Source organism: Streptomyces sp. Ru62 (assembly GCF_002920615.1).
Taxonomy (GTDB): domain Bacteria; phylum Actinomycetota; class Actinomycetes; order Streptomycetales; family Streptomycetaceae; genus Streptomyces.
Map to the genome: position 1 here is coordinate 140,178 of NZ_PQSU01000014.1, position 25,858 is coordinate 166,035.

Sequence of the window (25,858 nt, forward strand, 5' to 3'; positions counted from 1 at the left end):
GCCGAGGCTCTGCGAGTTCCGCCCCGGAAGGCGCCGTCAGCCGGCTCACCTGGCGGTTCCGAACGCCTCGTCCATTTTCTTCGCCGCGTCGGCGGAAGCCGCCGCGACGTCCTTCTTGCCGCTGACGATCTCCTGGAACATCGTCGGCAGCACCAGCGAGGCGTCGATCTGGGCCCAGGCGGGCGAGGCGGGTACGAACCTGGTGCCGGCGGCGAGAGTCCGGACGAACGGCTTCACGTACGGCTTTTCGGCCGCGGCCCGCTGCCGTACGTCCGTGAAGGTCGGCAGGAAGCCCATCGTGTCGAAGAGTTCCCCTTGCGTCTTCTTCGAGGCGAGCCGTTTCATCAGGTCCACGGCGAGCGTGCGGTGCGACGTGCTCTTCAGGACGCCGATGTTGTTGCCGCCCGCGAACGCCGGCGCGATCGAGCCGGGCTTCACCCCCGGCAGCGGCACCACCGCGTACTTCCCCTTGACCTTCCCGGCCTCCACGGCGGCGTGGCTGAAGTCGCCGCCGATCGCCATGGCCGCCTTCCCGGAGGCGAACGCGGTCACGGTGTCGTTGCCGCCCATGCCCGCGCACTTGGCGGCGGGACAGTTGTCGTCGCCGAAGAGGGAGGTGTACGCCTCGATGCCCCTCCGGGCGGCCGGGCTGTCGATGGCGGAGGTGTACGCCCCCTCCTTGTCCGTGGCCAGATCACCGCCGTCGGCCCAGATGAACGGCATCGCGCCGTAGGTGTAGGCGCCGCCGACGGCGAGGCCGTACAGGCCGGGTCTCGCGGCCCGGATCTTCTTCGCGGTGGAGATCAGCTCGGCCTGCGACTTCGGTGCGCGCAGGCCGAGTTCGCGGAAGACGTCGGTGCGGTAGTACAGCGCGCGGACGCCGACGAAGTACGGCGCCCCGTAGACCTTGCCGTCCACGGTGACCGACTGCCGGGCGGTCGGATCGGTGTCCTTCGCCTCGCCCCAGGCGTCGAACTCCCGGGTGACGTCCGCGAGTCCGCCGTCCCGCACATAGCCGGCGGTGTCGGTGTTGCCGTACTCGATCACGTCGGGCGCGGACTTCGGGTCGTTGAAGGCGGCCTTGACGCGCTGGGCGCGGGTCTCCACCGGGATGTACTCGACGGTGACGTCGGTGCCGTCGTGCGCCTTCTCGAAGCCGGCGATCACCGTGTCGACGACGCGCTGCTTGGGCTGGTTGTCGACCTCCTGGAAGAGCCAGAGGCGCACGGTGCCGGTCTTCTCGTCCTTGTCGGAGGCGGAGGTGCCGGAGGTCTGGGGTGCGCAGGCGGAGACGAGGGCGGTGGCGAGCGCGGTGAGCCCGACGAAACGGACGGACAGCTTCATGCAGTGCTCCTCCGATGAGGCGTTGCAACATGCGCAATGGTGATTTCGCTGTGCACAACACATCGGAGGCTAGGCACTGCATGAACACGCCACAAGAGGGCGCCACCACTCTGTGACCCTGGGACGCACCCCGCGCAACGCCCGCCGCCCGCCGAGCGGTCCGCGGTCAGTGGACCGGGAAGCCGTTCAGCGCACCGGGAAGGCGGTCACCGGACCGGGAAGCCGAACTCGTACCCCTGCTGCTTCAGCCACGGCAGCACGGTGCGCAGGGCCGTCACCGTCTGGGAGCGGTCGCCGCCCGCGTCGTGGAAGAGGATCGTGGGCCCGTTGGGCACCTCCCGCTCGACGGTCGCGATGATCGCGTCGCTGCCCGGCCGCTCGAAGTCCTTGGAGTCGACGTTCCAGCCCAGCGGCCGCATCCCGTGCGAGGCCGCCAACTTCCGGCTGTACGGGGTGAACGCGCCGCCCGGGGCCCGGTAGTACATCGGCCGTACCCCGCCCGACGCCTTGGTGATCTGCCGCTCGGCGTCCTCGATCTGCTGCGCCTGGTAGGCCGGGGACTTGGTGTCCATGGTGGTGTCGTGCGACACCGTGTGGTCGCACAGCCGGTGCCCGGCGGCCACCACCTGCCGGACCAGCTCGGGGTGTGCCTCGGCCTGGGCGCCGACCATGCAGAACGTCGCCTTCACGCCGTTGTCGCGCAGCACTTGGAGCACCTGCGGGGTCCAGACCGGGTCCGGGCCGTCGTCGATGGTGATGTTCACCGCGTGCTCGCCCCGGTCGGAGGCGTGGACGATGGCGGCGGACACGGGATGTGCCCGGGGCGCGGCGGCCCGGGCGGAGGCGTGCGGTGCGGCCGGCCCGCCGCCGGTCTGGCCGGCCTGCGCCGTCCACACCGACGTGGCGGCGGCCACCGCCGTGACCCCGACCGCCGCCCCGATCACCCGGCCGTACCATCCCCGTCCACCATGCCGCGCCATGTCCGTCCGCCCCCTGCCGTGCCGATGCCTGTGCCGTGCCGATGAGGTGCCGTGCCGAAGCACCGCGCACCCGTTGCACCTGGCAGGACGGCCGGGGTTGAGGGAAGGATCCGTCTGTTACGGATCACGGACAGTTCCGGGGCGCGTCCGGGACAGTCGCCCGTCACCGGGGCCGGATCGCCCCGCTCGACCAGCGCGGCGGCGGCCGGTCCACGAACGGTGGCTGGTGTGGGGCGTGTCCTGCGGCTCCGTCCTCACGCTGCGCCAGGAACCGCTGACCCGGGAGCTGGGCAGACTGTTCCCGGCGGCATTCGCCCGCACCGTCGCCCGCTCCTGGGGAAACGGCCACTTCATCGGTGACGGCGGCTACGGCAGCGATGGCGGGGGCGCGGGGGAGAGCGCGACGGGCCGCACCGTCGGTACCGGCACGGAAGCGCTGGTCGTGGCGACGGACGCGTACGCGTCCGGCCGGATGTCACCGCCCGCTCATGACGGGCCGTGACATCCGGCGGGACATCGTCCAGTTCTGCGGACCCGGTCGCCTCGGGCGCCGAGGACCGCACGCGCCGCCCGGCGGGCGCTCAGCGCACCCGCCGGGAGGGTTCATTGGTGGCCGCTCATCCGGAGCGGCCGCTCACCAGTAGTGACGGCGGCCGGCGACCGCGTGTCCCATGGACCCCATGATCCACAGGATGGCTCCCACCACCAGCAGGATGACGCCGATGGTCCACAGGATCGAGATGCCGGTGATGAAGCCGATGATGAGCAGGATGATGCCGAGGGCGATCATGGCGTGCCTCCAGCCGATGACGGGGCTCCTGCCCTTCGAGTGCCCCCGAAACGCCCGTCCTATCAGCGCGCTCCGACTTTCAAGAAGTTCTGTCGACGATGTTGACTCGGCGATGCGGCGGCCTCACATTACCTAGCGGTAGCACCCCACGGTAACCCCGCTGCCACCCCACGGCCCGCAGCTCGCGGTCGCCCCCGCACGCCTTCTGCGTCGTCCCGCACCCCCAGCCCAGCGCGTCGCCCCCGCACGCCCTCGGTTCGATCGAGCCGCCCGTTCCCGTGCTCCACCACGCCCTGCACCACGCGCCACCGGGCGGAGCCACGGCACCGCCGTGCCCACGGCACCGCCATGCCCACGGCACCGCCATGCCCACGGCACCGCCAGGCCCACGGCACCGCCAGGCCCGTCCGTCCTGTGTCCTGTCCCGAGAGGGGAGAGCACCGCATGCCCATACCCACTCCGCGCCGCCTCCTCACGGCGGCCTCCGCGGCCGTCGGCGCACTGGTCCTCGGCCTCAGCACGGCACCCGCCCAGGCCACCACACCCCTGAACTACGCCGCCCTCGGCGACAGTTACAGCGCCGCCTCCGGTGTCCTCCCCGTCGACCTCACCAGCCCGCTGTGCCTGCGCTCCACGGCCAACTACCCCCACGTCATCGCCGCCCGGACCGGGGCCCGGCTGACGGACGTGACCTGTGGCGCCGCCCAGACCAAGGACTTCACCGAGGCCCAGTACCCCGGTGTCGCCCCCCAGGCCGACGCGGTGACCGCCGACACCGATCTGGTGACCCTCACCATCGGTGGCAACGACAACGGCACCTTCATCAACGCCATCACGGCCTGCGGCACCGCCGGCGTCCTGAGCGGCGGCAAGGGCAGTCCCTGTGCGGACCGGTACGGCACGTCCTTCGACGACGAGATCGACGCCCACACCTATCCCGCGCTGAAGTCCGCCCTGCGCGGCGTCCGGGCCAGGGCTCCCCAGGCCCGGGTGGCGGTGCTCGGTTACCCGTGGATCACGCCGGCCACCGCCGACCCGTCCTGCTTCGTCAGGCTGCCGGTCGCCACCGGCGACGTGCCCTACCTGCACGCCCTCCAGGCGCACCTCAACGCCGTGGTCCGGCGTGCCGCCGAGGAGACGGGGGCCACCTACGTCGACTTCTCCGAGGTCTCGGCCGGACACGACGCCTGTCAGGCCGTCGGGACCCGGTGGATCGAGCCGCTGCTGTTCGGGCAGAACGTCATCCCGGTCCACCCGAACGCCCTCGGTGAGCGGCGCATGGCCGAACACACCCTGAGCACCCTCGGCCTCGGCTGACGGACGCCGCCGCACCGGGGCCGCCGGTCAGGCGTCGGCGAGCAGCGGGTCGTACGGCGTGGAACGCTCACGGCCCGACATGAAGGCCAGGAAGTCCCGCACGAAGGCGCCCCGCGCGTACGTGCCGTCCGCGCCGGCCACGTCCCGGCGGAACCCGGTGCGGAACAGCGCCCGGTACTCGGCCGCGTCGACACGTTGGTCGCCGTCCGCGTCGGTGACGTCGAAGAGGACCTCGGCGACCCTGATCAGGGCGGGACCGGCGAGCGACGGCACGGCCGCCGCGTACTCCCGGGCGCTGACGCGGCCGTCGCCGTCGGTGTCGAGTGCCGCCTGGAGCTCGCGCCACCAGCCGGCGAAGGCGTCGTAGAGCCGCGTCTCCTCCGGCTCGTCCAGGTCGAGGCGGCCGGCGAGTTCCCGGGCCATGGCGGCGAGGTCGGGCCAGTCCAGATAGCCGTCCCCGGTCTGGTCCAGCACCGCCGCGAAGAACTCCTCAGCGCCCCGCCGCGCCGCGCCCCCCGGGTCGGGGTCCGGCTCTTCCGGCGGCAGGGGTGTGATCAGCCGGACCAGGGCCCCGGCCCGCTTCATCCGGTCCCGTAGCGCGCTGATCGTCCGGGCCCGGGGGTCGTCGCCGTCGGGGGAGAGGAAGAGCAGGTCGAGCAGGCCGTCGGTCCGGAGCAGGCCGTCGGGCAGGAACCGCGCGAGGCCGACGGCCAGGTAGGCGCTCTGCATCAGGGTCTGGGCGCCGGGCAGCTCGGGAAGCCCGGCCCGCCGTCGGAAGGGCTCCGGCAGGGACGCCACGGTGATGACACCGATGAGCGGGCCGACGAGCGCGCGGCCGGCCGCCCACAGCGTGGGCAGACCGTGCAGCAGCGGCGGCGCGGGCAGATGGTCGAAGAGCCGGTAGAGGATGACGCGCATCGCCTCCGTGTTCTCCAGCCGCTCCTCGACCACCCGGTCGTAGTACGGCCAGAACTCCTGGACGGTGGGCGGAAGATGCCGGGCATCACCCTCCAGCAGGGCGAGGTAGGCCCGGAATTCGGCGTACAGCCGCTCGATGACGTCCTGCTCCAGGGGCTGCCCGCTGAGGCGACACATCGTGACGCTGCTCTCGAAGAGCGTCGCGACCACCCAGGCCCGCACCTCGGGGTCCAGCGCGTCGTACGGCCGGTCGTGCGCGTCGGTGCCGCGCAGCCGGGCGTGCAGCCGGTTGAGCCGGGCCGCCTCCCTGCGCCGTACCTCGTCGTCGGGCCCGAACATGCGCTGCAGACTGACGATCGTGTTGCGCAGCCGTCGCCACGGGTGCGTCACGAACGTGGAGTTGTCGATCAGGGCTCCGCCGATCTGCGGGTGCGCCGCCTCCAGCACGGTCGCCCGGACGATGGCCGGCGCCCAGCGCGGATCATTGAAGAACGCGTGGAACTGGCTTCCCTCGCCGAAGAGTTGGCCGACACCGGCCTCGGTGCCGGTGTTCCTGGGCTCGTCGCCGCGCGTGTCCGTCACGGTCGTCGTCCTCCGTTCGCGTCGGGCGCCACGCCGCCGAAGCGGCGGTCGCGCTGCTGGTAGGCGTGCAGGCACTCCACGAAGTGCGGCGCGCGGAAGTCGGGCCAGAGCACCGGCGGGAACATCCATTCCGCGTAGGCGACCTGCCAGAGCATGAAGTTGGAGATGCGCTGTTCCCCGGAGGTCCGGATGACGAGGTCCACATCGGGGGTGTCGGGGAACGGCAGATGAGCGGCGAAGCTCCGCTCGTCCACGGTTTCGGCCGGCACCCCGCTGCGGATCAGGGACCGTGCCGCCGCCACGATGTCCCGGCGCCCGCCGTGATCGAAGGCGACGGTCAGCGTCATGCCCCGGTTCTCACCGGTGAGCGTCATCAGATCGGCGAAGTCCCGGGCCAGCGCCGGGGGGATACGGGGATCCGCCACCCCGAGGAACCGGCAGCGGATCCCGCGCGCGTGCAGCAGCGCGGCGTGTTTGCGCACCACGCGGCGGACCAGCCGCATCAGGAAGTCGACCTCGGCGCTCGGGCGCTGCCAGTTCTCGGTGGAGAACGCGTACAGGCTCAGCCACTCCACGCCGGCCGTCCGCGCCGCCTCGATGACGTCGATCACCGTCGTCTCCGCCGCGCGGTGACCCGACGTACGCGGCAGTGAACGCCGCGCCGCCCAGCGGCCGTTGCCGTCCATCACGCAGGCCACGTGCCGCGGCGTCCCGCGGACTGAGCCGCTGCCCCCAACCGTCACGCCTGCCCCCCCCCCGCAGCGATGAGCGGACCCCTCGTCCCGTCCAGAGTGGCAGCCCCGGGTTGCGGACACGGCACAACGCCCGCCGTTCACCCTTGGTACGGCTGTCCGAGGGGCGTGAGGCGCGTGCGGGGGCTCGCCTCCGGACGCGCGCTGGTGCTGCGCCCCACCCCGAACCGCCTGCCCGCCGGAGTGAACGCGGCTCGGGTGGCGCCTGGCGTCGGGGGACATGACGATCTCCTTACCGAGCCCCGCATCCGGTGCACCGAGCCCCGCGTCTCGTGCACCGAGCCCCGCCTCGTGTCCACCGAGTCCCGCCTCCTGTCCACCGAGTCGCGCGTCCCGTGTACCGGGTTCCGCGTCCCGCCCTCCACGGGGTTCCGCATCCCGTGCACCGGGTTCCGCGTCCCGTCGTCCACGGGGTTCCGCATGGCGCCGGCGTACCGGCCTCGCGGCCCTGGCCACGGCCTGCCTGGTGGCCGTCACCCCCTCCGTCCCCCCGGCCGCCGCCGCGCAGCAGCCCCGGGACGCGTCCCACGCCGGACGGCCTGACCCGGTTCGCCCGCGCGCTGCTCACCAGCCGGCTGCTGCCCGCACGGCAGCGCGCCGAGATGCGGCGCACGGTGGCCGCCGACCCCGACCGGCTCTGGCCCGGCGCCCGCTACGGGCCCGGCCTGATCTCCTCACCGCTCGCCGCGCCGCGTGACCCGGAGACGTACTGGCGTGATCTGCGGCGTGCTCGTCAACGCCACCGGCGATCCGCGCACCGTCCACCCCGTGGCGGAGGCGGTGCGCCGCGACTGGCCCGGCTCCCGCCTGGTGACCCTGCGCGGAGCGGACCAGCTAGCGGTGTACGGCGTCTTCGGCAGCCGGTGCGTGGACGGCGCGGTCAACAGCTACCTCGCGACCGGCCACCTCCCGCCCGGTGACCCCGCCTGCCCCACTCGCTGACCACCGGGTACGCGTCTGCCCGCGGCCGACGCCCGTCAGTGCTGCCGTCCCCCGCGCCGCCGGGCCGGCCGTGATAGTTTCAACTTCAACAAAAGTTGCCACTCGGAGGAGCCCAGGTTGACCAGCCCCGTCCAGGCCGGCGCCGACCGGCGGATCTACATCGACAAGCAGAGCCCCAAGGCGTACCACGCGCTGGTACAGACGTCCGAGGCGGTGCGCGCGGTCGCCGCCGACGCCGGCCTGGACCGCGTACTGGTGGAACTGGTCAACCTCCGGGTGTCCCAGCTGAACGGCTGCGCCTACTGCCTGCACCTGCACACCCGGGCGGCGCTGCGGGCGGGGGACACCCCGCAGCGCCTCGGCGTGCTCGCCGCCTGGCGCGACACCGACCTGTTCACGCCCGCCGAGCGAGCTGCCCTGGCCCTCGCCGAGGCGACCACGGCCGCGGCCGACACCGCCGCGCAGGACGCCGCCTACGCGACGGCGCGGGACGTCCTCACCGACGACCAGATCTCCGCCGTGATCTGGGTGGCCGTGACCATCAACGCGTTCAACCGGGTCTCCGTCATGAGCCGGCACCGGGTGCGGGCCGAGCAGTGAGGCGACGCGGGCGTACCGGCTGTCGGGCGTGACGCCCGTGCCGTGATCGGCGTGGACCGGGTGCATGTCTCCGGGACCGCCGGGTCCGGCCACCTGACAGCGCCGGCTTCCGGTCCTGCCGGGTGACGGCCGCCGGTTGGTCACAGACTTAATGTCAGGTAGCCTGACATTGATGCGTAGAGAACCGGAGGTTCCGCATGACCATCGAGTACGCCACCCGGAATCGCGCCCGCTCCTTCATCCCCCCGGAGCCCGGCAAGCCGTACTTCATCGAGAAGGGCCTGGGTGACCGGGCGCATCTGTTCGGTGACCTGGTGACGATCTACGCGGGCGGCGAACAGACCGAGAACGCGTTCAACTTTTTCACCTGCGAAGGCCCGAAGGGGGAGGTGATCCCCGCCCACTCCCACGCGGGCACCTACGAGGTCTTCTACATCACCCAGGGCGCCGTGCGGCTCTTCGTGGAGGACCTTGCGGGCGAGCAGTACGAGAAGCTGCTCACGCCCGGGGACTTCGGCTTCGTCCCGAAGAACTGCCCGCACGCCTACCGCATGGAGCGCCACCACTCACAGATCGTCGGCGTCGCCGCCGGACCGAACGGCACCTTCGAGCGGTTCTTCGAGGCCCTCGGCACCCCGGCGGACGAACTCGGCCTGCCCGCCCGGCCGTTCGTGCCCGAGCCGGAGAAGTTCACGACCGTCCCCCAGCGGTACGACGTGCGGTTCCTGCCCGACCACCAGTGGCGCACCAGGAGTTGACAAGCGTGCCGTACGTCCGGGCCCTGTGCGCGGGTGCCCTGGTCGGCGCCCTGTACGCGCTGCTGCGGGTCAGGTCGCCGGCCCCACCGCCGGTCGCCCTGTTCGGCCTGCTCGGCATGCTGCTCGGGCAGAGCCTGCTGGAGTTGCGGTGAGGCCGGGGGAGGGCTCGCGGCGCTCCGCCGCGGCCGATGTCGTGCGGGCCGCAGGGTGCCGCCGGGCCGTCCGGTGCCGCCTGGCTGTCCGCGTCCGCCGTTCCGCCGGCTTCCTGCGGGCCGCCGGCCTCGCCTTCGTCGCCGGGGGTCTGATGGGTGCCGTCTACTGGCTGCTCGGCCTCCGCTCACCCGCCCCGCCTCTGCCGGGACTGACGGGGTTGCTGGGCATCGTGATCGGCGAACGCGCGGTGTCGGCGGTACGGCAGCGCGCCCGCGCGGCCCGGACGACCCCGGCGTCGGCTCCGTCCGGCCCCGGTCCGGCGTCCGAGGCCCCGGATTCCCCGCACACCGCCCCCGCTCCCACCCCGTCCGACTCCCCTCCCACCCACGAGGATGCCGCCGATGAACCCGCCCGCTGACCGCCCCGGACTCGTCGACGTCCACGCCCACTTCGTCACCGACTCCTACGTCCGCCAGGCCAGGGCGGCCGGGCACGAGCGGCCCGACGGGGTGCCCGCCTGGCCGGTGTGGTCCGCCCGCGCGCATCTGGAGCTGATGGACCGCAGCGGCATCGACACCGCCGTGCTGTCGGTGTCGTCCCCGGGCGTGTCCTTCGGCGATCCGGCCGCCGCCCGAGCGCTGGCCCGCGAGGTCAACGAGGACGGCGCCGGGATCGTACGGGACCACCCCGGGCGCTTCGGGCTGTTCGCCTCGCTGCCGTTGCCCGACGTCGACGGCGCGCTCGCCGAGATCGCGTACGCCTTCGACCAGCTGCACGCCGACGGTGTCGTGCTGGAGACCCACAGCCACGGTGTCTACCTCGGCGACCCCCGCCTGGAACCGGTGTTCGCCGAACTGAACCGGCGCCGGGCCGTCGTCTTCGTCCACCCCACGTCACCGGTGTGCTGGGAGCGCTCCGCGCTGGGCCGGCCGCGCCCCATGGTGGAGTTCGTCTTCGACACCGCCCGCTCCGTCACCGACCTGCTCTTCGCCGGGACACTCGAACGCGACCGGGACCTCAAGGTCGTCGTACCGCACTGCGGGGGCGCGCTCCCGGTCCTGGCCGACCGGATCGACGGCTTCCTGCGACTGTTCATGCGGGACGAGGGGCAGGCACCGGACGCCGTCGCCCAGCTGCGCCGGCTGTACTACGACCTCGCCGGCCCGGGCTTCCCGCGCCAGGTGCCGGCCCTGCTCGGCCTGGCCGACCCGGCGCGGCTGCTGTACGGAAGCGACTACTGCTGGACGCCGGAGGACGCGGCCCGGGCGCACGCCGCCTCCTTCGAGAGCGCACCCGCACCGGTGCCGGGCACCAGCTGGCGCTCCCTGACCACCACCAACGCGCTGACCTTGTTCCCGCGCCTCGCCCGCTGAAGGACACGGTGCGTGAGGACGCCATGCCCGAGGAGGCTGTTGTCCAGGACACCGTGCCCGAGGACACCGTCCCCGACGAGGCCGTGGTCAAGGTCCCGGTCCCCCTACCCGAAGAACCCGTACCCGAAGAACCCGTACCCGAGGACCCCATGGATCAAGATCCCCCGCACGAGGGCACCGCGCCCGCCCCCGGCTTCCCGCTGGAGCTCCTCGACCCGCCGGACCCCCTGCGGCTGCCCCTCCCGTCGGCCGCGCGGCCCGTCCCGGGTGTGCGGCTGGTGCGTGGTGCCGTCTACGCCGTGCCGGACGGCAGTCGGCCGCTGGAGGCCGATCTGTGGCTGCCGGAGGAGGCGCGGGGGCCGGTGCCGGTCGTCGTCTTCGTGCACGGAGGCGGCTGGCGGACAGGACTGCGTGACGACCCCGGACCGCGGTTCCGGCACTGGCGGCCCGGACCGTTCGCCCGGCTCGCGCTCTGCGGTGTGGCCGTGGCCTGCCCGGACTACCGGCTCAGCGGCGAAGCCCGTCACCCGGCTCAGGTCACCGACCTGCGCGCGCTGCTGGTCTGGCTGCGGAACCGGGCCGCTGACCTCGGTCTGGACGCCGACCGGGTGGTCCTGTGGGGTGAGTCCGCCGGGGGGCACCTGGCGGCACTCGCGGCGCTCACCACCGCCGACGGCCGTGCCGGCACGGCGACCGTGCGCGGCTGCGTCACCTGGTACGCGCCCACCGACCTCACCCGCCTCGCCGAGGACCAGCCACCGGGCCGCTTCGACCCGCGCGACCCGGCCACTTCCGAGGCGCTGCTGCTCGGCGCCGCCCCCGTCGACGCACCCGGCCGGGCCCGGGACGCCAGCCCCGCGCTGCGGGTGACGCCCCAGGCACCGCCCTTCCTGGTGCTGCACGGCACCCGGGACGACCTCGTGCCCTGCGCGCAGAGCGACCGGCTCGCGGCCGCACTGCGGGCCGCCCGGGTCCCGGTCGACCATGTTCGGGTGCCCGGCGCGAACCACCTGTGGGTGGGGGCCGCGGAGGACGAGGTCGAGCGGTGCTTCACCAGGACGGCCGCCTTCATCGCACGACACTGCTCCGGAGGATAATCCCCTGGGTACCCGATCTTCCGAGGAGCCATGAGTCATCGCGCCGCAAACCTGCCCCAGCTCCTGTCCGAGGCCCGCCGCTGGTTCGAGGACGCCCTGTTCGCCAGCATGGAGGCGGTGGGTGAGCAGCCGGTGACGACGGCGCAGGCGTCCGTCTTCGCGATGCTCGACGCCGAGGGCACCACCGTCTCGGAACTCGCCCGGCGCAGCGGCGTCACCCGGCAGACGGCCCACCAGGCGGTGCACGGACTGATCGGCCTGGGGCTGCTGGAGCAGGTGCCCGACCCCGAGTCCGCGCGCCGGCGCCTGATCCGTACGACCGCCGAGGGGCAGCGGGTGCACGAGCGGGCGCAGGCCACGATCAAGGTGATCGAGTCGGTGCTGGTGGAGCGCATCGGGCCGGCCCCGGCCCGCGCCCTGCGGGAGGCGCTGACGTCCGACTGGGGAGAGCCGCCGCTCGTCGCCGCTCCCTGAGCCGCCTCACGTGGCGGGGTGCCGCTCCCCGGCCGGTACCGGCAGTATGACGATCCGCTGGACGGCCCGGCTGAGGACCAGCACGCCCGCCACGATCAGCAGGGCCCCGCACGCCTCCGGTACGAGCCACCAGCCCGTTCGGATCCGCTCGCCGAACAGGAAGACGCCCAGGGCCAGGCTCACCACCGCGTCTCCGATGGTCAGCGCGGGCTGTGCGGCGGCCAGCGGGCCGGCCTGGAGCGCGTTCTCCAGCAGGACCACGGAGGCCGCCCCGGCCAGCGCGAAGCCGTACGTCTGCCACGACCGCAGGAACGCCGCGAAGCCGTGGTCGGCGAATGTGCCGGAGGCCGACTTCAGCAGGGCGGCGGTCAGGGCGTTGCCGGTCGCGGACGCGGCCGCCAGCAGCGCGGCGCGCCGGGCCGGCGGCCGCCCCCGGCCGGCCAGCAGGACGGCCCCGGCCATCGCGCCGAGACACAGACACAGGGCCGGGATCCAGCGGACGAGCCGTGCCTGGTCGGTGGCGCCGTGCGGGGCGGCGGCGACGAGCAGGAGGGCGAGCCCGGCCACGCAGCCGCCCACCCCCCACCAGCCCCAGGGCGGCAGCCGCCGGTGCATCAGCGGGGCGGCGACGAGCAGCGCGAAGGGCAGCTCCAGGATGAAGAGCGGCTGGACCAGTGCGAGCGGGCCGTTGACCAGGGCGAGGCTCTGGAACAGCGCGGCGCAGACCACGCCGGCCATGCCGATCAGCCAGGCCGGCCGGCGTGCCAGCTCCGCGACCAGCCGGATCCCGCTGCCCCGCGAGACGGACGCCGCCTTGCGCTGGAAGGCGGTGCCCACGGCGTTGCTCGCCGCTCCCGCGACGGCGAACGCCGCGGCCAGTTCGATCACGACCGTCTCCTGCCTGCGGGTCGGTCTCCCGGAGGAGCTTCCGGCCTTCCCAGCCTACGGAACCGCACGGCCCGCCGCGGTCTGGCCGGAGCCTCCTCGCGCCGGGGCGCACCGGGGCCTGCCGACTGGTGCCCCGGTGTGCGGGTTGCTTCGCAGGGGTGTGCGGTGTCGCTTCGCGGGCGTGTGCCGGTCGGGGTTTCGGGGTGCGCCGGTCGGGGGTCGGGATGTGCCGATCGGGCCGCGGGGTGCGCCGGTCGGGGCCCGGGGTCCCTCGCCCGGTGCTCAGGATGTGCCGGTCGGTGCCGGGGTCTGCGAGTCCGTGGGGTGCCGGTCGGTGCCGGAGCCCGCCGGCCGGTGTTCGCCGGGCGGGGCCGGGAGGTCGCGCCGTGGCAGGGACCTCACGCCGTGGCCGGGCCGGTCGCGCGCAGGGCCGTGTCCGCCTGGCGCACACGCCACTCCTCCACGGTGTCCTGCTGGCGCCGGGCCCGTTCCAGGAGGGTGTCGAGCCGGCCGGGGTCCAGGCGCTTGTCGGTCGCGGCGAGCCGGCGCAGGGTGAGCCACCCCGCGGCCTTGCCCTCGACCGCCAGCCGCATCGCCTCCAGCTCCAGGACCGTGCTGAGCGGAGAACGCCGGACCAGACGGCCGTTCAGCTTCATGCGTCCCACCTTCTCGGCCGTCCAGGCCGCGCAGACCTTCGCGCGCCGCACCGGCACGTCCAGGTCCCGCATGATGTCCAGCAGGGCCGCACGGTCCTCGCCGATCTCCACGGCGACCGGCCCGAGGGCTCTGCCGAGCGCGGAGCCCCGGGCGGACCGCACCAGGTGGCCGATCCGCTGGGTGCCCGCCGTGGCACCGGCGAGGTGGTCGTTGAGGTAGATGCCGAGCAGCTTCATGTCGGCGCCGCCCGTGGTCTGGGGGCCGGGGGTGGCGGGACGGTTCATCGGGCGCCTCCTTCGTGGGTGCCATGGGGTCGTGCGTGGGTGCCATGGGGTCGTGGCCGCGGTGCGGCCGGCGGGCCGTCGCCCGCACCCCGGCCGTGAACCGGCCGTACGGGGTGCGAGATGCCCAGGCGTACCTTGTGCAGGCCGTCCGAGTAGTGCACGAGCGGTGCGGTCGAGGGCCGCGGCAACCCCGCCGCCCGGGTGAGGCTCTCCTCGACGGTGTCGAGCCGAGCCTCGCGCACCGGCCCGGGCGCGTGTTCGACGGGCGTCTCCCAGAGCGCGCCGAGCCGCCGGGTGAAGGCCCGCCACCGCGAGGTCAGCCATACGTCCAGGGGGCCGGGCCGGACCGGCTCGCCCGGGCGGACGGTCACCTCGTACGAGGGCCCGCCGCGTCGCCGGACGCCGGTGTAGAGCACGGTGTCCCCTCGGCGTGCCACCTCCAGGCGGCCCACGTGGTAGGGCACCCCGACCGCGCGGGCGGCCAGCATCACCGGGGAGGACACCTCGATGGACAGGAACCAGAGCCCTTCCCGGCCGTTCCGGTCGCGCACATAGGTCCGCAGATTGGTCTCGGGGAACGAGGGCAGCGCGAGCGGGATCCCGGGCGGGCGCACGTCGGCCATGACGAACGGGGTGAGGCTCACCCACGCGGCGCCGTCGAACGTGTCCACCACCAGACCGTCGGGCAGCAGACGCTGGACCTGGTCGGGGGCGTACGCCCAGTGCACGAAGGTCTGGGTCAGCCAGCCGGCACACAGCGCGGGCAAATACACGCGCTCCTCCGCTCCGTACGAGACCACGCGCACCGACTCCCCCGGGGGCCCGCGCCGAAACCAGGGGAGCGGGCCGGCCTGCCCGGGGCGCACCGGCTCAGGTGGCCCGGGTGCCGCCCCCGCGGCGGATCCGGCCCAGCAGGTCCCGGTGGTAGGCCGCGAGCTGACCGGCGGGCACGGGGGCGGGGCTGCCGGCGAGCGTGTACCAGGTGTCGCTGCCGGCGTGCTGGACGACGACCCGCACGCTGTGGCCGTCGGCGCTCAGGATGGTCGCGACGGTGAGGTCGCCGGTGATGACGCCGACCTCGTCGGTCATCGCGCCGCCCGGGCCGGCGGTGACCCGGTCGACGTAACGGGTGATGGCGGGAGGGATCTTCATGGGCGCAGGCTTCCATCAACACCGCCGTCCGCGCCCGCACCGCGCAGGTGTCGCCGTGCGTGTCCCCGTGTTGGGTGTGCCCGGCCGGGTCTCAGCCGAAGAGCGGGAACCGGTCCGCCGTCGTGCCCAGCGCGGCCCGGTCGGCGCCGGTGAGCGGGGCCCGGCCGGTGCCCACGCGCGCGTAGTGCTCGTCGGTCCAGTCCGGGGGCGCGGGCCGGCCGAGCAGCCCGTCCAGGGTGGCCCGTACCGCGGTCAGGCCCTCGGGCGCCGGCTTCGGTGCGCGCGGGAGCCGGACGGTCAGGTCGAGGTGGTGCACGGTCGCCTCCACGGCCAGGGTGGTCAGCAGGTCCCCGGCCGTGAGCACGTGCCCCTGGGTGGCGACGCGCTGCGCGGGATCGGCCGCCTCCGCCGCGTGCACGGTCGCTGCCAGCGTCTCCAGGTACAGGCCGCGCAGCTGGCCGAAGTCCAGGAACATGCTGCCGTTCACCCGTACCCAGCGCCGGCCGTTCGCGGCCCCGGTGGTGCCCGGCTGCCAGTCCTGCCAGTAGGTCACCGCGTCCCGGTCCGCCGGTTCCCGGACCGGTGTGTGCAGGGCCACCAGGGCGCGCTGGGCGTCCTGGAGGCAGTGGAAGACGAGATCGCGGACCGCCCAGCCGGTACAGCCGGTCGGCAGCCAGGACTCCTCGTCGTCCAGGTCCGCGACGGCCGCCGAGGCGGCCCCGTACGACGCGCGCAGGGCCCGCGCCGGGCCGGCGGGATCAGTGGTGTTCATGCGTTCCCTCGTTCCTCGTGTCACCCGGCGCACTCATACCCGGCTGGAGGTCGCCGTGTCCGCCGACAGCCGCTGGGCCAGGTAGATCGGGATCACCGACAGCAGGACGAGGACGGCGGCCACGACGTTCACCACCGGAGCCTGCTGCGGCCGGGTCATGTTGTCGAAGATCCAGATGGGCAGGGTCTCGATGCCCGGCCCCGCGGTGAACGTGGTGACCACGATCTCGTCGAAGGACAGGGCGAAGGCGAGCAGGCCGCCCGCCAGCAGCGCGGAGCGGACCAGCGGGAAGGTGATGTCCACGAAGGCGCGGAAGCTGGTCGCGCCGAGGTCCATGGCCGCCTCCTCGTACGAGCCGGCGGTTCGGCGCAGCCGGGCCACCACGTTGTTGAAGACCACGACGATGCAGAAGGTGGCGTGTCCGACGATCACGGTGAACAGCCCCAGTCCCACGCCGAGCGGCTCCAGCACCGTGCTGAAGGCCGAGTTGAGGGCGATGCCCGTGACGATGCCGGGCAGCGCGATCGGCAGCACCACGACGAAGGACACCGTGTCCCGGCCGAAGAAGCGGTGCCGGGCCACGGCGAACGCGATCAGCGTGCCGAGGACCAGCGCGACGGCGGTCGCCCCCAGCCCCGCCTTGACCGACACCCACAGGGCTTCGCGGGCACCGGAGTTGTGCGCGGCCACCGACCACCAGTGCACGGTGAGGCCCGGCGGTGGCCAGCTCGCGCTGCGGTCCGGGTTGAGGGAGTTGACCAGGACGAGCAGCAGCGGGACGTAGATCACCGCGAAGCCGAGCCCGGCGCCGATGCGCAGGGCGATGCGCGCGGTGCGGCTGAGGTGCATGGCGCTCTTCTTCTCCAGCTTCCGACGGGTGTGCGGGCGGGCTACAGGCTGTTCAGGGCGCCCGTACGGCGGATCGCCAGCAGGTACAGGACGATCACCGCCACGGGCACGGTGCCGAGGGCGGCGGCCATGGGCAGGTTGAGCTCGATGTTGGAGTACACGAGGTTGCCGATCAGCTGGGTCTTGCCGCCGACGATCTGCACGGTGATGTAGTCACCGAGGCTGAGCGAGAAGGTGAACACCGAGCCGGCGGCGACCGAGGGCAGCACCATGGGCAGGACGACCGAGCGGAAGGTCCGCCCCGGCCGTGCCCCGAGGTCGGCGGAGGCGTCCAGCAGGTTGGCCGGGAGCTGCTCCAGCGCCGTGTGGATCGGCAGGATCATGTACGGCAGCCAGAGGTAGGTCAGGGTGAGGACCGTGGCGGGCAGCCCGTAGCCGGGACCGTTCAGTCCGAACGGCGTGAGCATCCAGTCGGCGAGGCCGCCCTCGGAGAGGATCAGCCGCCATGCGTACACCTTGACCAGGTAACTCGCCCACAGCGGGGTGAGGATGGCCACGACGAGCAGCGGACGCCACTTCGGCCGGGCCACGCGCGCGGTGTAGAAGGCGACCGGGAAGGCGATCACCGCGCACAGCGCGGTCACCGCGAGGGCCACCCCGACGCTGCGCAGGATCACCTGACGGAAGACCGGTGTCGTGAACAGCGCGTGGAAGTTGTCCGTCGACCAGACCTTCACCACCTGGGAGGTGAAGGAGTCCGTCGTCCAGAAGGCGGAGACGAACAGCACCGCGAGGGAGCCGAGGTAGAGGACGGCGAGCCACAGCAGCGGGGCGGTGAGCAGGAGGGCCAGCCGCAGCCGGGGTCTGCGGTGCAGGGTTCCGGCGAGCCGCCGGACGGTGCCCCGGCCGGCGGCGGTCGGCAGATCGGTCGTCACGGCTCAGCCCTTGATCTCGGTCCAGGCCTGCACCCACTTGGCGTACGGGACGCAACGGACGTCCTTGCGGCCGTCGAGGCACTGCTCGATGGGCGTGTTCCAGAACGCGATCTTCTTCCAGTAGTTCTCGTCGGCGGCGTGGTAGACGGTGCAGAAGTTCTTGTCGCTGGTCTCGGCGCACGCCTTGGAGTTGGCGGGGGCCTCGCCGAAGTACTCGGCGACCTGGGCGTTGACCTTGGGGGAGACGATCCAGTCCAGCCACTTGTAGGCGCAGTTGGGGTGCTTGGCCTTGGCGGAGACCATCCAGGTGTCCGACCAGCCGGTCGAGCCCTCCTTCGGGACCAGCGCCTTGACCTTCGCGCCTTCGGAGGCGGCGAGGTTGGCGATGACCTGCCAGGTCGTGCCGACGACCGAGTCCCCGCTCTTGAACGTGGAGACCTCCTTGAGGTAGTCGCTCCAGTACTCGCCCACGTTCGCGTTCTGCTGTTCCAGCAGTGCCACGGCCGCGTCGAACTGCTTCTGGTCGAGCGCGTACGGGTCCTTGATCTTCAACTCCGGCTTGGTGGCCTTGAGGTACAGGGCGGCGTCGGCGATGTAGATCGGCGAGTCGTACGCGGTGACGTGCCCCTTGTACCGCGCGGCGTCGTCGAAGACGGCGGACCAGGAGGTGGGCGCCGGCTTGACCTTCGCGGTGTTGTACATCAGCAGGTTGGCGCCCCGGCCGTGCGGGATGCCGTACATCTTGCCCTTCACCGAGTTCCAGGCACCGTTCTTCAACCCGCTGAAGACGTCCTTGTAGTGGGGGACCAGATCGGTGTTGACGGGGGCCGCGTCACCGGAGGCGATCAGGCGCAGCGAGGCGTCGCCGGAGGCGGAGACGGCGTCGTACTCGCCGGTCTTCATCAGCTTGACCATCTCGTCCGAGCTGGCGGCGACCTTCGAGTGGACCTGGCACCCCGTCTGCTTCTCGAAGTCGGACACCCAGTCCACCTTGGGGTCGTTGGAGCCGTCCTCGACGTAGCCGGCCCAGGCGACGAGGTTGACCTGGCCCTCCGTCCTGCCGAGCTTCGCGGGGGCCTTGAGGTCGGGCGGGTTGAGGCCGGTGGCGGACGTACCGCCGGAGCCGGAGGAGTCGCAGGCGGCGGCGAGCAGCAGAGTGGCGGCGCAGACGGCTGAGGCGCGCAGGGTACGGGCGAGACGCACGGCGTTCTCCAGGGGGACGGTGTCAGGAGGGTGGGGGACGGTGTCAGGAGGGGAGCCGGACGGCGTGCCGGCGGTGCCACTGGAGGCGGACCCGGGTGCCGCGGTAGGCGGCGACGTCCGCGGAGGAGGTCTCCAGGTTCTGCTGGAGCGCGGTGAGCCGGCCGCCGCCGTCCAGGTCGACCAGGAAACGGGTGGCGTCGCCGAGGTAGACGACCTCGGCGACGGTGCCGGTGGCCGTGGCGTGCCCGGGCTCGTCGGCCTCGGCGGACTCCTTCAGGACGCGGATCTTCTCCGGACGGATGTTGTACGTGCCGGCGGAGCCGGTGATCCGGTGGGCCGCCTCGCCCTCCAGCAGGTTGGAGGTGCCGACGAAGGAGGCGACGAAGGGGGTCGCGGGGCGTTCGTAGATCTCCGCGGGGGTGCCGACCTGGGCGATGCGGCCCTGGTCGAACACGGCGATCCGGTCGCTCATCGTCAGGGCCTCCTCCTGGTCGTGGGTGACGAAGACGAAGGTGATGCCCACCTCCCGCTGGATGGCTTTGAGTTCGACCTGCATCTGCTCGCGCAGCTTCAGGTCGAGCGCGCCGAGCGGCTCGTCCAGGAGCAGGACGCGGGGGCGGCCGACGAGCGCGCGGGCGAGCGCGACGCGCTGGCGCTGCCCGCCGGAGAGCTGGGCGGGCCGCCGCTGGCCGTAGCCTTCGAGGCGCACCTCGGCCAGCGCCTTGCGGGCCCGGACCAGGCGTTCCGCCTTGGGTGTCCGGCGGACCCGCAACCCGTAGGCGACGTTCTGTTCGACCGTCATGTGCGGGAACAGGGCGAAGTCCTGGAAGACGGTGTGCACGTCCCGTTCGAACGGGGCGAGACCGGTGACCTCCTGCCCGGCGAGTTCGATCCGGCCCTCGTCGGGGGTCTCGAACCCGGCGACGAGGCGCAGCACCGTCGTCTTCCCGGAGCCGGACGGGCCGAGCATCGAGAAGAACTCGCCGTCCCGGACCTCCAGGTCGACCCCGTCGACGGCGGTGGTCCCGCCGAACGACTTCCGCAGGCCCTGGAGCCGGATGGCCATCCCCTCCATACGGGAACCTTTCTGGCGCGCTGAACGTTGACCGTAAACATATGAAGTCATAGGTCATAGCTCAAGGTCCCCTTAAGGTAAAGCTTGAGTCAACGCACGAGGTGATGGCCGTGAGGCAGCACGAGATCGACGGAGGCGCCCGCGAGGCGGTCTTCAGCCCGGTGGACAGCCGGGCCCGTGTGGACGCCGTCGTCCGCCGCCTCGGCGACGCCATCGAGCTGGGCCTCCTCGCCGACGGCGAGCAGCTTCCCGGCGAGAGCGAACTGGCCGGCCGGCTCGGCGTCTCCACGGTCACCCTGCGCGAGGCGCTCATGGCGCTGCGACAGCAGGGCCTGGTCACCACGCGCCGGGGTCGCGGCGGGGGCAGCTTCGTCTCCCTGCCCGACGTCCCCGCCGACGACCGGCTCAGGGTCCGGCTGCGCGGCTGGAGCACCGAGGAGCTGCGCGACCTCGGCGACCACTGGGCCGCCCTGTCCGGTGCCGCCGCCCGGCTCGCCGCCCAGCGCACCGAGCCCGCGGACCTCCAGCCCCTGCGCCGTACGGCCGAGGAGCTGGCGCACGCCGGGGACACGGCGGCGCGCAGCCGGCTGTACGGCCGCTTCCACGTCGAACTCGCCGCCGCCGCGCAGTCCGCCCGGCTCACCCGTGAACAGGTCGCCCTGCAGAGCGACGTGGGTGCCCTGCTCTGTCTGGTCCTGGCCGACGACGCATATCGTGAAGAAGTTGCGGACCGTCATCGCGCTGTCATCTGCGCCGTGCAAGATGGGGCGCACGAAACGGCCGGCACGCTGGCCGAGCGGTGCGTCAGGGAGTCGACGGCGCGGCTCGTCGCCGTACGTCTCACCCTCTGACCGCGCCGCGTCCGGTTCTTCGTCCGCTGGAGGACACCATGGGCGTCAGCGCCGGGCTCGCCACTGTCGCGACGGACCAGGAGGCGTGGGTGGCCGCGCGGGTGTGCGGCGCGCTGGAGGCCGTCTTCGCATCGGTCGCCGCCACCCGTGCAGACACCGCGGCCGTGCTGGAGCGGGTGGCCGCCGAGGGGCGCCGGCCCGCCAGCCGCGACCTCGCCGCGCTGCGCCCCGGCCTCCATCTGCGGCTGCGCCACGAGGAACTGGTCTCCGGCGCCGGCTTCGTCGCGGCCCCCGGACTGCTGGCCGACGTGCCGGCCTGGCTGGAGTGGTGGCAGGCGGGCGCCGACGGCGCCGTGCGCCCGCTGCTCCTCGACCTCGACCCCGGACGGTCGGCCTACTCCGACTACACGCACTGGGACTGGTTCGCGCTGCCCCGCGACACCGGGCGCCGGGCCGTCGCCGGACCGTACGTGGACTACCTCTGCTCCGACGAGTACAGCCTCACCCTGTCCGAACCGGTGCGGATCCAGGGGCGGTTCGCCGGAGTCGCCGCGGCCGACGTCTACCTGCGGCACTTCGAGGCGGCCGTGCTCCCGCTGCTGCGGCGCCTGCCCCGGTCGGCCCACCTGGTGAACGCCCGCGGCCGGGTCGCCGCCTCTGCCGACCCGGCCCACCTGGCCGGTTCCCTCACCAAGGGCCCGGACTTCGGTGAGCTCCTCACCGCCGGACGGCCCGGTGGGTACGACGGTCTGCGGCTGGTGCCGTGTCCGGGGGTGCCGCTGGTGCTGGTCCTGGCCTGAGCGCGCGCCGGCCGGCCGCGCGCACGCGCGTGACCCCGGGCCGGCCGTGCCCGGGGTCTGTCGTGCGGTACGGGGGCGTCAGGCCGCGAGGCGCTCCGCGAGCTGCTTGGCCTTGCTGGCCGCGGCCTCAAGGGCCTGGTCCCGGGAGGCCTCGTACAGCGGGATCAGCTCGGCCATCGCCGGGTTCTGCGGGGCCATGGTCAGCTCCGGGACGATGAAGTCCAGGTCCATGCCCAGGGCGTCGGCGAGGACGGCCGTGAGGTAGTTCTGGACGTACTCGTACCCCTCGCGCGGGGTGCCCGGCGCGTAGGAGCCGCCGCGGCTGGCGACGACGGTCACCGGGGTGCCCTTGGCGGACGGGGTCTCGCCCGCGGTGCGGCCGAACAGGATCACGTTGTCCAGCCAGGCCTTGAGGGTCGACGGGATCGTGTAGTTGTACATCGGCGCGCCGATCAGCACCGCGTCGGCCCGCTCCAGCTCCTCGATCAGCTTGACGCGCTCCGCGAAGACGGCGGCCTGCTCGGGCGAGTGCGCGGACGGGGGGACGAAGCCGGCGACGTGCGCCTCCGCCGAGAGGTGCGGCACGGGTTCCGCGGCCAGGTCCCGGTAGATGACCGTGCCGTCGGGGTGCTGCTCCTCCCAGTGCTTGCGGAAGGCCTCCGTCACGGCGCGGGAAGCCGACGCCTCGGTCGAGAACACGGACGAGTCGATGTGCAGCAGGGTGGGCATGGGGGATCTCCAGAAATGGGACGGGGCGGCCGGACGCCCGAGGCACCGGCTCACGTTTCGTTCAGAACTATGTTTAACACATCGACTTACTTTTCTTCAGCCCCCTACGGTGAGGTAGTAAGCTGGGGGCATGGCGGCGGAGCAGAACCACGACAGCGCGGCGTGCAAACGGGTGGACGATGGCATCACCCGTGTCTTCCAGTTGCTCGGCAAACGCTGGAGCGGGCCGATCGTGGCCGTCCTCGTCGAACAGCCCGCGTACTTCGCCGACCTGCGGCGGGCCATCCCCGGCATCAGCGAGCGCATGCTCTCCGACCGGCTCGCCGAGCTCGGCGCGGCCGGCCTCGTCCTGCGCGAGGTCGACGAGGGTCCCCCGCTGCGCGTGTCCTACCGGCTGACCGAGTCCGGCGCCGCCCTGGAACCCGCCCTGCGCAAACTGGGGGAGTGGGCCAAGACCTATCTGCCGGAGGTCTCGGGGTGCCCCGAGACCAGCCTGGAACGGCCGGCCGGGGCGCGGAGCTAGGAGCGGGCGCCCCGGGGGCCGCCCGCCGGTGACCGCCCTGCGGGGTGGTCTCCCATGATCGCCCAGGGGTGTGTTCCCCGATGGTCACCCGGCGACGTGGCGGCTGAAACCGCGTCAGTCGACCGGCCAGGTGTGCACCGGCGCGTTGAGGTGCATGTAGTCGATGTACACCTGGGTCATCCGGCGCAGCGCCTCGTGCCGGCCGGCGTGCGTGGTGCCGGCGAGGTGACGGAACATCTCCTTCTGCCACACCGCTCCGTTGCGTGCCGTGACACAACGCTGCTCGATGACGCCGAGCAGCGGCTCCCGCCACGCCGCGTCCATGCCCGAGTGCTCCAGCCCGCGGTGCGCGAGCGGGAGCAGCCGCCGCAGCACCAGCTCCGGCACCGGCACCTCGCCCATCCCGGGCCAGTACAGCAGCGCGTCGATGCCGTGCCGGGCGGCGGCGTGCAGGTTGTCCCGGGCGGCCGAGAAGGACATCCGCGACCACACCGGCCGGTCCTCCTCCACCAGGGCCCGGGTGAGGCCGTAGTAGAAGGCGCCGTTGGCGAGGGTGTCGGCCACGGTGGGTCCGGCGGGCAGCACCCGGTTCTCCACCCGGATGTGCGGCAGGTCGTTCGCGACGGCGTAGACCGGCCGGTTCCAGCGGTAGATCGTGCCGTTGTGCAAGGTCAGCTCGGGCAGCTCGGGGATGTCGCCGCGGTCCAGCGTCTCCGCCGGGTCCTGCTCGTCGCACAAAGGCAGGAGGGCCGGGAAGTACCGCAGGTTCTCCTCGAACAGATCGAAGACGCTGGTGATCCACCGCTCCCCGAACCACACCCGGGGCCGTACCCCCTGCACCTTGATCTCCTCCGGGCGGGTGTCGGTGGCCTGCTCGAACAGCGGGATCCGCGTCTCGTGCCACAGCTCCTTGCCGAACAGGAACGGGGAGTTGGCCGCGAGGGCCACCTGCACCCCGGCGATCGCCTGCGCCGCGTTCCAGTAGCCGGCGAACTCCTCGGGGGACACCTGGAGGTGGAACTGCGTGCTCGTGCACGCGGCCTCCGGGGTGATCGTGTCCGCGTAGGTGTGCAACCGGTCCGCTCCGTCGATCTCGATGCGCAGGTCCTCCCCGCGGGCCGCGAAGACCTGGTCGTTGAGCAGGCGGTAGCGGGGATTCTCCGACAGCGTGTCCTCGCCGATGTCCTCCTGCCGCAGCGTGGGCAGGATGCCGATCATGAGCAGGCGGGTGCCGACGGAGCGGGCCCGCTGGTCGGCGTGGTTCAGCGCGGCCCGGATCTCCGACTCCCAGGCGTCCGGACCGCCCGCCGTCAGCCGCCGGGGCGGGACGTTGATCTCCAGATTGAACCGGCCGAGCTCGGTGGCCCACGCCGGGTCGGAGATCGCCTCCAGCACATCGCTGTTCCGCATCGCCGGCTCGGCGGCGTCGTCGACCAGGTTCAGCTCGATCTCCAGGCCGACCTGCGGCCGCTCCGACTCGAACCGTGCCTCGCGCAGCATCTGCGCGAAGGCGTCCAGGCACTCCTGCATCTTGATCCGGTACCGGCGGCGGTCCTCGCGGGTGAAGACGAGCGCCGGGACATCGCGCCCCATCGACCCTCCAGCGTCCCTCGTCGGACACTTCTCCCCCCAGCGTGGCACCAGCGGCGGATGGCCACCAAGCGGACGGGGCGGGGGGCCGGGCCGGCCGTACGGGAGCGTGCGGTCCGGGGGGCGGGCGGCCGTGCCCGCCGGCCGGTTCGCCCGCGAGGAGGCCGAGGACGGTGATCACGTCACGGGATGGCGGGATGCGCCCCGTGACGCGGCGTACGGCGTGGCGGGCTTGCGCCCGGTGGAATTCGGCCGCGTGGAGGGCTGTACGCGCGGGGGGCTGAGAAGGTCGTCGTCGGTGGCCCGGGTGAGAGGGCCGTCGGTGACTCGGGTGAGGCCACCGGACCGGCCCGCCCGCTCAGCAGCCGCCTCGCGCCCAGGGCGAGGCAGTGGAGTCGGCCGCTGCCGTGCCGTCGGCCCGTGCGCCGCGAGGTTCGCGCGCGGGCCGGGCCCGTCGGTCAGGCGGTCTTGCGGGCCACGCCGCCATAAAAGCCGATCTCGGCCGAGTGGGGCGGCGGCGGGGCGTCCGGGCGCCAGAAGGGCACCTGGGCCAGGCCCGGTTCGACGAGGTCGAAGCCCTCGAAGAACCGCTGCACCTCCGCGTGGGTGCGCAGGTTCAGGGAGGCGGTCGCGTTGGAGTACACGGCCTGTGCGGCACTGCGGTCGGCGAAGTCGCCGGTGGCGTGCGAGAGCACCAGGAAACTGCCCGCGGGCAACGCGTCGCGCAGCGTGGCGACGATCTCGGCGGGCCGGTCCGCCTCGGTGAGGAAGTGCAGGATGGCGACGAGGAGCAGGGCGACCGGCTGGTCGAAGTCGATGAGCTGGCGGACGCCGGGGTGGTCCAGGACGGACCGCGGGTCCCGCAGGTCGCCCAGGATGATGCGGGTCGTACCGGACCGGCTGAGCAGGGCGTTGCCGTGCGCGGCCACGATCGGGTCGTTGTCGACGTAGGCCACGCGGACGTCCGGAGCCACCGACTGCGCGACCTCGTGCACGTTCGGCGAGGTGGGCAGCCCGGTGCCGACGTCCAGGATCTGGCGGACCCCGCTGCCGACGACGTACCGGACGGCGCGCTGCAGGAAGGCCCGGTTGGCCCGCACACCGATCCGCGCCTCGGGTGCCGCGGCGGCGAGTTGGTCACCGGCCCGCTGGTCCACCTCGTAGTTGTCCTTGCCGCCCAGCAGGTAGTCGTAGATCCGCGCGGGATGCGGTTTGCTGGTGTCGATGTCCACGGCCTCGAAGCCGTCCTTCATCACGCTGAGCTCCTCTCGACGACCGTCACGGCCTGGGTCCGCACACGGCCGGCCACAGCTTCCCACATCACCACTCAACTTCCGTCCTCGCCTCGGGAGTTCCCGCAGGCTGCCGACGTGATGTGGCGCGAGGACCGCGAGCGCCGAGCCCGCGCCGACCCCACGCCGTCCGTGCCGGGGCCGTGCCGCCGGGGCCGAGCCCACGCCGCCTGCGGGT

29 protein-coding genes and 1 pseudogene are annotated in these 25,858 nt (G+C 73.0%); 13 read left to right on the forward strand and 17 right to left on the reverse strand.

The window, feature by feature from the left end; genetic code table 11:
- Positions 1 to 45 precede the first annotated feature (45 nt).
- Together C3492_RS20560 and C3492_RS20565 are read right to left on the reverse strand one after the other, a co-directional pair.
- Positions 46 to 1,344, reverse strand: coding sequence for an extracellular solute-binding protein (locus C3492_RS20560; RefSeq protein ID WP_103813208.1), 1,299 nt, complete (start codon positions 1,342 to 1,344; stop codon positions 46 to 48).
- Positions 1,345 to 1,550: 206 nt separating this feature from the next.
- Positions 1,551 to 2,324 (reverse strand): polysaccharide deacetylase family protein, encoded by a 774-nt coding sequence (locus C3492_RS20565; protein WP_103813209.1) that lies wholly within the window; start codon positions 2,322 to 2,324, stop codon positions 1,551 to 1,553.
- Between the two features lie 235 nt (positions 2,325 to 2,559).
- Between C3492_RS20565 and C3492_RS20570 the strand changes: the two genes are divergently transcribed.
- The gene (locus C3492_RS20570) at positions 2,560 to 2,826 is read left to right on the forward strand and encodes a hypothetical protein (RefSeq protein ID WP_146075700.1); all 267 of its coding nucleotides are present in this window, start codon (positions 2,560 to 2,562) and stop codon (positions 2,824 to 2,826) included.
- Positions 2,827 to 2,958: 132 nt separating this feature from the next.
- On the opposite strand, the gene C3492_RS44685 is transcribed toward C3492_RS20570, so the two are convergent.
- Complete coding sequence (locus C3492_RS44685) at positions 2,959 to 3,114, reverse strand: DUF6131 family protein (protein WP_014676832.1); 156 nt, start codon at positions 3,112 to 3,114, stop codon at positions 2,959 to 2,961.
- Between the two features lie 444 nt (positions 3,115 to 3,558).
- On the opposite strand from C3492_RS44685, the gene C3492_RS20575 reads away from it, so the two are divergent.
- A complete protein-coding gene (locus C3492_RS20575; RefSeq protein ID WP_103813211.1) occupies positions 3,559 to 4,431 on the forward strand; it encodes an SGNH/GDSL hydrolase family protein in 873 nt (290 codons plus the stop codon).
- Positions 4,432 to 4,458: 27 nt separating this feature from the next.
- Here the strand turns inward: C3492_RS20575 and C3492_RS20580 are convergent, their stop codons facing one another.
- Together C3492_RS20580 and uppS are read right to left on the reverse strand one after the other, a co-directional pair.
- Positions 4,459 to 5,931: an oxygenase MpaB family protein gene (locus C3492_RS20580; RefSeq protein WP_103813212.1), complete on the reverse strand. Its 1,473-nt coding sequence runs from the start codon at positions 5,929 to 5,931 to the stop codon at positions 4,459 to 4,461.
- Entirely contained in the window at positions 5,928 to 6,629 is a 702-nt protein-coding gene (gene uppS, locus C3492_RS20585) for a polyprenyl diphosphate synthase (protein WP_103813213.1), read from the reverse strand. The genes C3492_RS20580 and uppS overlap by 4 nt, the downstream gene beginning before the upstream one ends.
- Before the next feature lie 581 nt (positions 6,630 to 7,210).
- Between uppS and C3492_RS46920 the strand changes: the two are divergent.
- The 8 genes and pseudogenes from C3492_RS46920 to C3492_RS20630 all read left to right on the forward strand — a co-directional run.
- Positions 7,211 to 7,625 (forward strand): annotated as a pseudogene (locus C3492_RS46920) (alpha/beta hydrolase); the annotation flags it as partial.
- Between the two features lie 117 nt (positions 7,626 to 7,742).
- On the forward strand, positions 7,743 to 8,225 hold the full coding sequence (locus tag C3492_RS20600) for a carboxymuconolactone decarboxylase family protein (protein ID WP_103813214.1): 483 nt from the start codon (positions 7,743 to 7,745) through the stop codon (positions 8,223 to 8,225).
- A 197-nt stretch (positions 8,226 to 8,422) separates the two neighbouring features.
- Complete coding sequence (locus C3492_RS20605; RefSeq protein WP_103813215.1) at positions 8,423 to 8,983, forward strand: quercetin 2,3-dioxygenase; 561 nt, start codon at positions 8,423 to 8,425, stop codon at positions 8,981 to 8,983.
- Positions 8,984 to 8,988: 5 nt separating this feature from the next.
- The gene (locus C3492_RS20610; protein ID WP_103813216.1) at positions 8,989 to 9,135 is read left to right on the forward strand and encodes a DUF1427 family protein; all 147 of its coding nucleotides are present in this window, start codon (positions 8,989 to 8,991) and stop codon (positions 9,133 to 9,135) included.
- Positions 9,132 to 9,554 (forward strand): XapX domain-containing protein, encoded by a 423-nt coding sequence (locus C3492_RS20615; RefSeq protein WP_103813217.1) that lies wholly within the window; start codon positions 9,132 to 9,134, stop codon positions 9,552 to 9,554. Before C3492_RS20610 ends, C3492_RS20615 begins: the two co-directional genes overlap by 4 nt.
- Entirely contained in the window at positions 9,538 to 10,509 is a 972-nt protein-coding gene (locus tag C3492_RS20620) for an amidohydrolase family protein (RefSeq protein ID WP_103813218.1), read from the forward strand. Before C3492_RS20615 ends, C3492_RS20620 begins: the two co-directional genes overlap by 17 nt.
- 8 nt (positions 10,510 to 10,517) lie before the next feature.
- Entirely contained in the window at positions 10,518 to 11,606 is a 1,089-nt protein-coding gene (locus C3492_RS20625) for an alpha/beta hydrolase (protein WP_219822084.1), read from the forward strand.
- Positions 11,607 to 11,636: 30 nt separating this feature from the next.
- Positions 11,637 to 12,080, forward strand: a complete 444-nt coding sequence (locus C3492_RS20630) for a MarR family winged helix-turn-helix transcriptional regulator (protein ID WP_103813219.1) — start codon at positions 11,637 to 11,639, stop codon at positions 12,078 to 12,080.
- Positions 12,081 to 12,086: 6 nt separating this feature from the next.
- Here the strand turns inward: C3492_RS20630 and C3492_RS20635 are convergent, their stop codons facing one another.
- The 9 genes from C3492_RS20635 to C3492_RS20675 form a co-directional block, all read right to left on the reverse strand.
- Positions 12,087 to 12,968 (reverse strand): DMT family transporter, encoded by an 882-nt coding sequence (locus tag C3492_RS20635; protein ID WP_103813220.1) that lies wholly within the window; start codon positions 12,966 to 12,968, stop codon positions 12,087 to 12,089.
- A 398-nt stretch (positions 12,969 to 13,366) separates the two neighbouring features.
- Positions 13,367 to 13,909: a hypothetical protein gene (locus C3492_RS20640; RefSeq protein ID WP_103813221.1), complete on the reverse strand. Its 543-nt coding sequence runs from the start codon at positions 13,907 to 13,909 to the stop codon at positions 13,367 to 13,369.
- Positions 13,906 to 14,709 carry a YqjF family protein gene (locus C3492_RS20645; protein ID WP_374938357.1) on the reverse strand — a complete coding sequence of 268 codons (804 nt, stop codon included), beginning with the start codon at positions 14,707 to 14,709 and terminating at the stop codon, positions 13,906 to 13,908. Before C3492_RS20645 ends, C3492_RS20640 begins: the two co-directional genes overlap by 4 nt.
- Positions 14,710 to 14,779: 70 nt before the next feature.
- Positions 14,780 to 15,061: a hypothetical protein gene (locus tag C3492_RS20650; RefSeq protein WP_103813222.1), complete on the reverse strand. Its 282-nt coding sequence runs from the start codon at positions 15,059 to 15,061 to the stop codon at positions 14,780 to 14,782.
- Between the two features lie 91 nt (positions 15,062 to 15,152).
- A complete protein-coding gene (locus C3492_RS20655) occupies positions 15,153 to 15,833 on the reverse strand; it encodes a maleylpyruvate isomerase N-terminal domain-containing protein (RefSeq protein WP_103813223.1) in 681 nt (226 codons plus the stop codon).
- Positions 15,834 to 15,866: 33 nt separating this feature from the next.
- Complete coding sequence (locus C3492_RS20660; RefSeq protein WP_103813224.1) at positions 15,867 to 16,682, reverse strand: ABC transporter permease; 816 nt, start codon at positions 16,680 to 16,682, stop codon at positions 15,867 to 15,869.
- Between the two features lie 41 nt (positions 16,683 to 16,723).
- Complete coding sequence (locus C3492_RS20665) at positions 16,724 to 17,617, reverse strand: ABC transporter permease (protein ID WP_103813225.1); 894 nt, start codon at positions 17,615 to 17,617, stop codon at positions 16,724 to 16,726.
- Positions 17,618 to 17,620: 3 nt separating this feature from the next.
- The gene (locus C3492_RS20670) at positions 17,621 to 18,820 is read right to left on the reverse strand and encodes an ABC transporter substrate-binding protein (RefSeq protein WP_103813226.1); all 1,200 of its coding nucleotides are present in this window, start codon (positions 18,818 to 18,820) and stop codon (positions 17,621 to 17,623) included.
- Positions 18,821 to 18,863: 43 nt separating this feature from the next.
- On the reverse strand, positions 18,864 to 19,895 hold the full coding sequence (locus tag C3492_RS20675; protein WP_103813227.1) for an ABC transporter ATP-binding protein: 1,032 nt from the start codon (positions 19,893 to 19,895) through the stop codon (positions 18,864 to 18,866).
- A gap of 104 nt (positions 19,896 to 19,999) precedes the next feature.
- Here C3492_RS20675 and C3492_RS20680 point away from each other — a divergent pair, with 104 nt between their 5' ends.
- Complete coding sequence (locus C3492_RS20680) at positions 20,000 to 20,746, forward strand: FadR/GntR family transcriptional regulator (RefSeq protein WP_103813228.1); 747 nt, start codon at positions 20,000 to 20,002, stop codon at positions 20,744 to 20,746.
- Positions 20,747 to 20,784: 38 nt separating this feature from the next.
- Positions 20,785 to 21,546 carry a hypothetical protein gene (locus tag C3492_RS20685; protein WP_103813229.1) on the forward strand — a complete coding sequence of 254 codons (762 nt, stop codon included), beginning with the start codon at positions 20,785 to 20,787 and terminating at the stop codon, positions 21,544 to 21,546.
- A gap of 78 nt (positions 21,547 to 21,624) precedes the next feature.
- Here C3492_RS20685 and C3492_RS20690 read toward each other — a convergent pair whose 3' ends face one another.
- Entirely contained in the window at positions 21,625 to 22,275 is a 651-nt protein-coding gene (locus tag C3492_RS20690) for an FMN-dependent NADH-azoreductase (RefSeq protein WP_103813230.1), read from the reverse strand.
- 130 nt (positions 22,276 to 22,405) lie between these two features.
- On the opposite strand from C3492_RS20690, the gene C3492_RS20695 reads away from it, so the two are divergent.
- Positions 22,406 to 22,798, forward strand: a complete 393-nt coding sequence (locus C3492_RS20695; RefSeq protein WP_103813231.1) for a helix-turn-helix domain-containing protein — start codon at positions 22,406 to 22,408, stop codon at positions 22,796 to 22,798.
- Between the two features lie 114 nt (positions 22,799 to 22,912).
- Here C3492_RS20695 and C3492_RS20700 read toward each other — a convergent pair whose 3' ends face one another.
- Entirely contained in the window at positions 22,913 to 24,391 is a 1,479-nt protein-coding gene (locus tag C3492_RS20700; protein WP_103813232.1) for a glutamate-cysteine ligase family protein, read from the reverse strand.
- 455 nt (positions 24,392 to 24,846) lie between these two features.
- A complete protein-coding gene (locus C3492_RS20705) occupies positions 24,847 to 25,641 on the reverse strand; it encodes an SAM-dependent methyltransferase (RefSeq protein WP_181140474.1) in 795 nt (264 codons plus the stop codon).
- Between the last annotated feature and the right edge of the window lie 217 nt (positions 25,642 to 25,858).

Excerpts from the sequence above, each read along its gene's own strand:
- C3492_RS20560 (WP_103813208.1), bottom strand. The coding sequence starts at position 1,344 with ATGAAGCTGTCCGTCCGTTTCGTCGGGCTCACCGCGCTCGCCACCGCC.
- C3492_RS20565 (WP_103813209.1), bottom strand. The coding sequence starts at position 2,324 with ATGGCGCGGCATGGTGGACGGGGATGGTACGGCCGGGTGATCGGGGCG.
- C3492_RS44685 (WP_014676832.1), bottom strand. The coding sequence starts at position 3,114 with ATGATCGCCCTCGGCATCATCCTGCTCATCATCGGCTTCATCACCGGC.
- C3492_RS20575 (WP_103813211.1), top strand. The coding sequence starts at position 3,559 with ATGCCCATACCCACTCCGCGCCGCCTCCTCACGGCGGCCTCCGCGGCC.
- C3492_RS20605 (WP_103813215.1), top strand. The coding sequence starts at position 8,423 with ATGACCATCGAGTACGCCACCCGGAATCGCGCCCGCTCCTTCATCCCC.
- C3492_RS20620 (WP_103813218.1), top strand. The coding sequence starts at position 9,538 with ATGAACCCGCCCGCTGACCGCCCCGGACTCGTCGACGTCCACGCCCAC.
- C3492_RS20630 (WP_103813219.1), top strand. The coding sequence starts at position 11,637 with ATGAGTCATCGCGCCGCAAACCTGCCCCAGCTCCTGTCCGAGGCCCGC.
- C3492_RS20640 (WP_103813221.1), bottom strand. The coding sequence starts at position 13,909 with ATGAACCGTCCCGCCACCCCCGGCCCCCAGACCACGGGCGGCGCCGAC.
- C3492_RS20650 (WP_103813222.1), bottom strand. The coding sequence starts at position 15,061 with ATGAAGATCCCTCCCGCCATCACCCGTTACGTCGACCGGGTCACCGCC.
- C3492_RS20655 (WP_103813223.1), bottom strand. The coding sequence starts at position 15,833 with ATGAACACCACTGATCCCGCCGGCCCGGCGCGGGCCCTGCGCGCGTCG.
- C3492_RS20660 (WP_103813224.1), bottom strand. The coding sequence starts at position 16,682 with ATGCACCTCAGCCGCACCGCGCGCATCGCCCTGCGCATCGGCGCCGGG.
- C3492_RS20675 (WP_103813227.1), bottom strand. The coding sequence starts at position 19,895 with ATGGAGGGGATGGCCATCCGGCTCCAGGGCCTGCGGAAGTCGTTCGGC.
- C3492_RS20680 (WP_103813228.1), top strand. The coding sequence starts at position 20,000 with ATGGCCGTGAGGCAGCACGAGATCGACGGAGGCGCCCGCGAGGCGGTC.
- C3492_RS20685 (WP_103813229.1), top strand. The coding sequence starts at position 20,785 with ATGGGCGTCAGCGCCGGGCTCGCCACTGTCGCGACGGACCAGGAGGCG.
- C3492_RS20690 (WP_103813230.1), bottom strand. The coding sequence starts at position 22,275 with ATGCCCACCCTGCTGCACATCGACTCGTCCGTGTTCTCGACCGAGGCG.
- C3492_RS20695 (WP_103813231.1), top strand. The coding sequence starts at position 22,406 with ATGGCGGCGGAGCAGAACCACGACAGCGCGGCGTGCAAACGGGTGGAC.
- C3492_RS20700 (WP_103813232.1), bottom strand. The coding sequence starts at position 24,391 with ATGGGGCGCGATGTCCCGGCGCTCGTCTTCACCCGCGAGGACCGCCGC.
- C3492_RS20705 (WP_181140474.1), bottom strand. The coding sequence starts at position 25,641 with ATGAAGGACGGCTTCGAGGCCGTGGACATCGACACCAGCAAACCGCAT.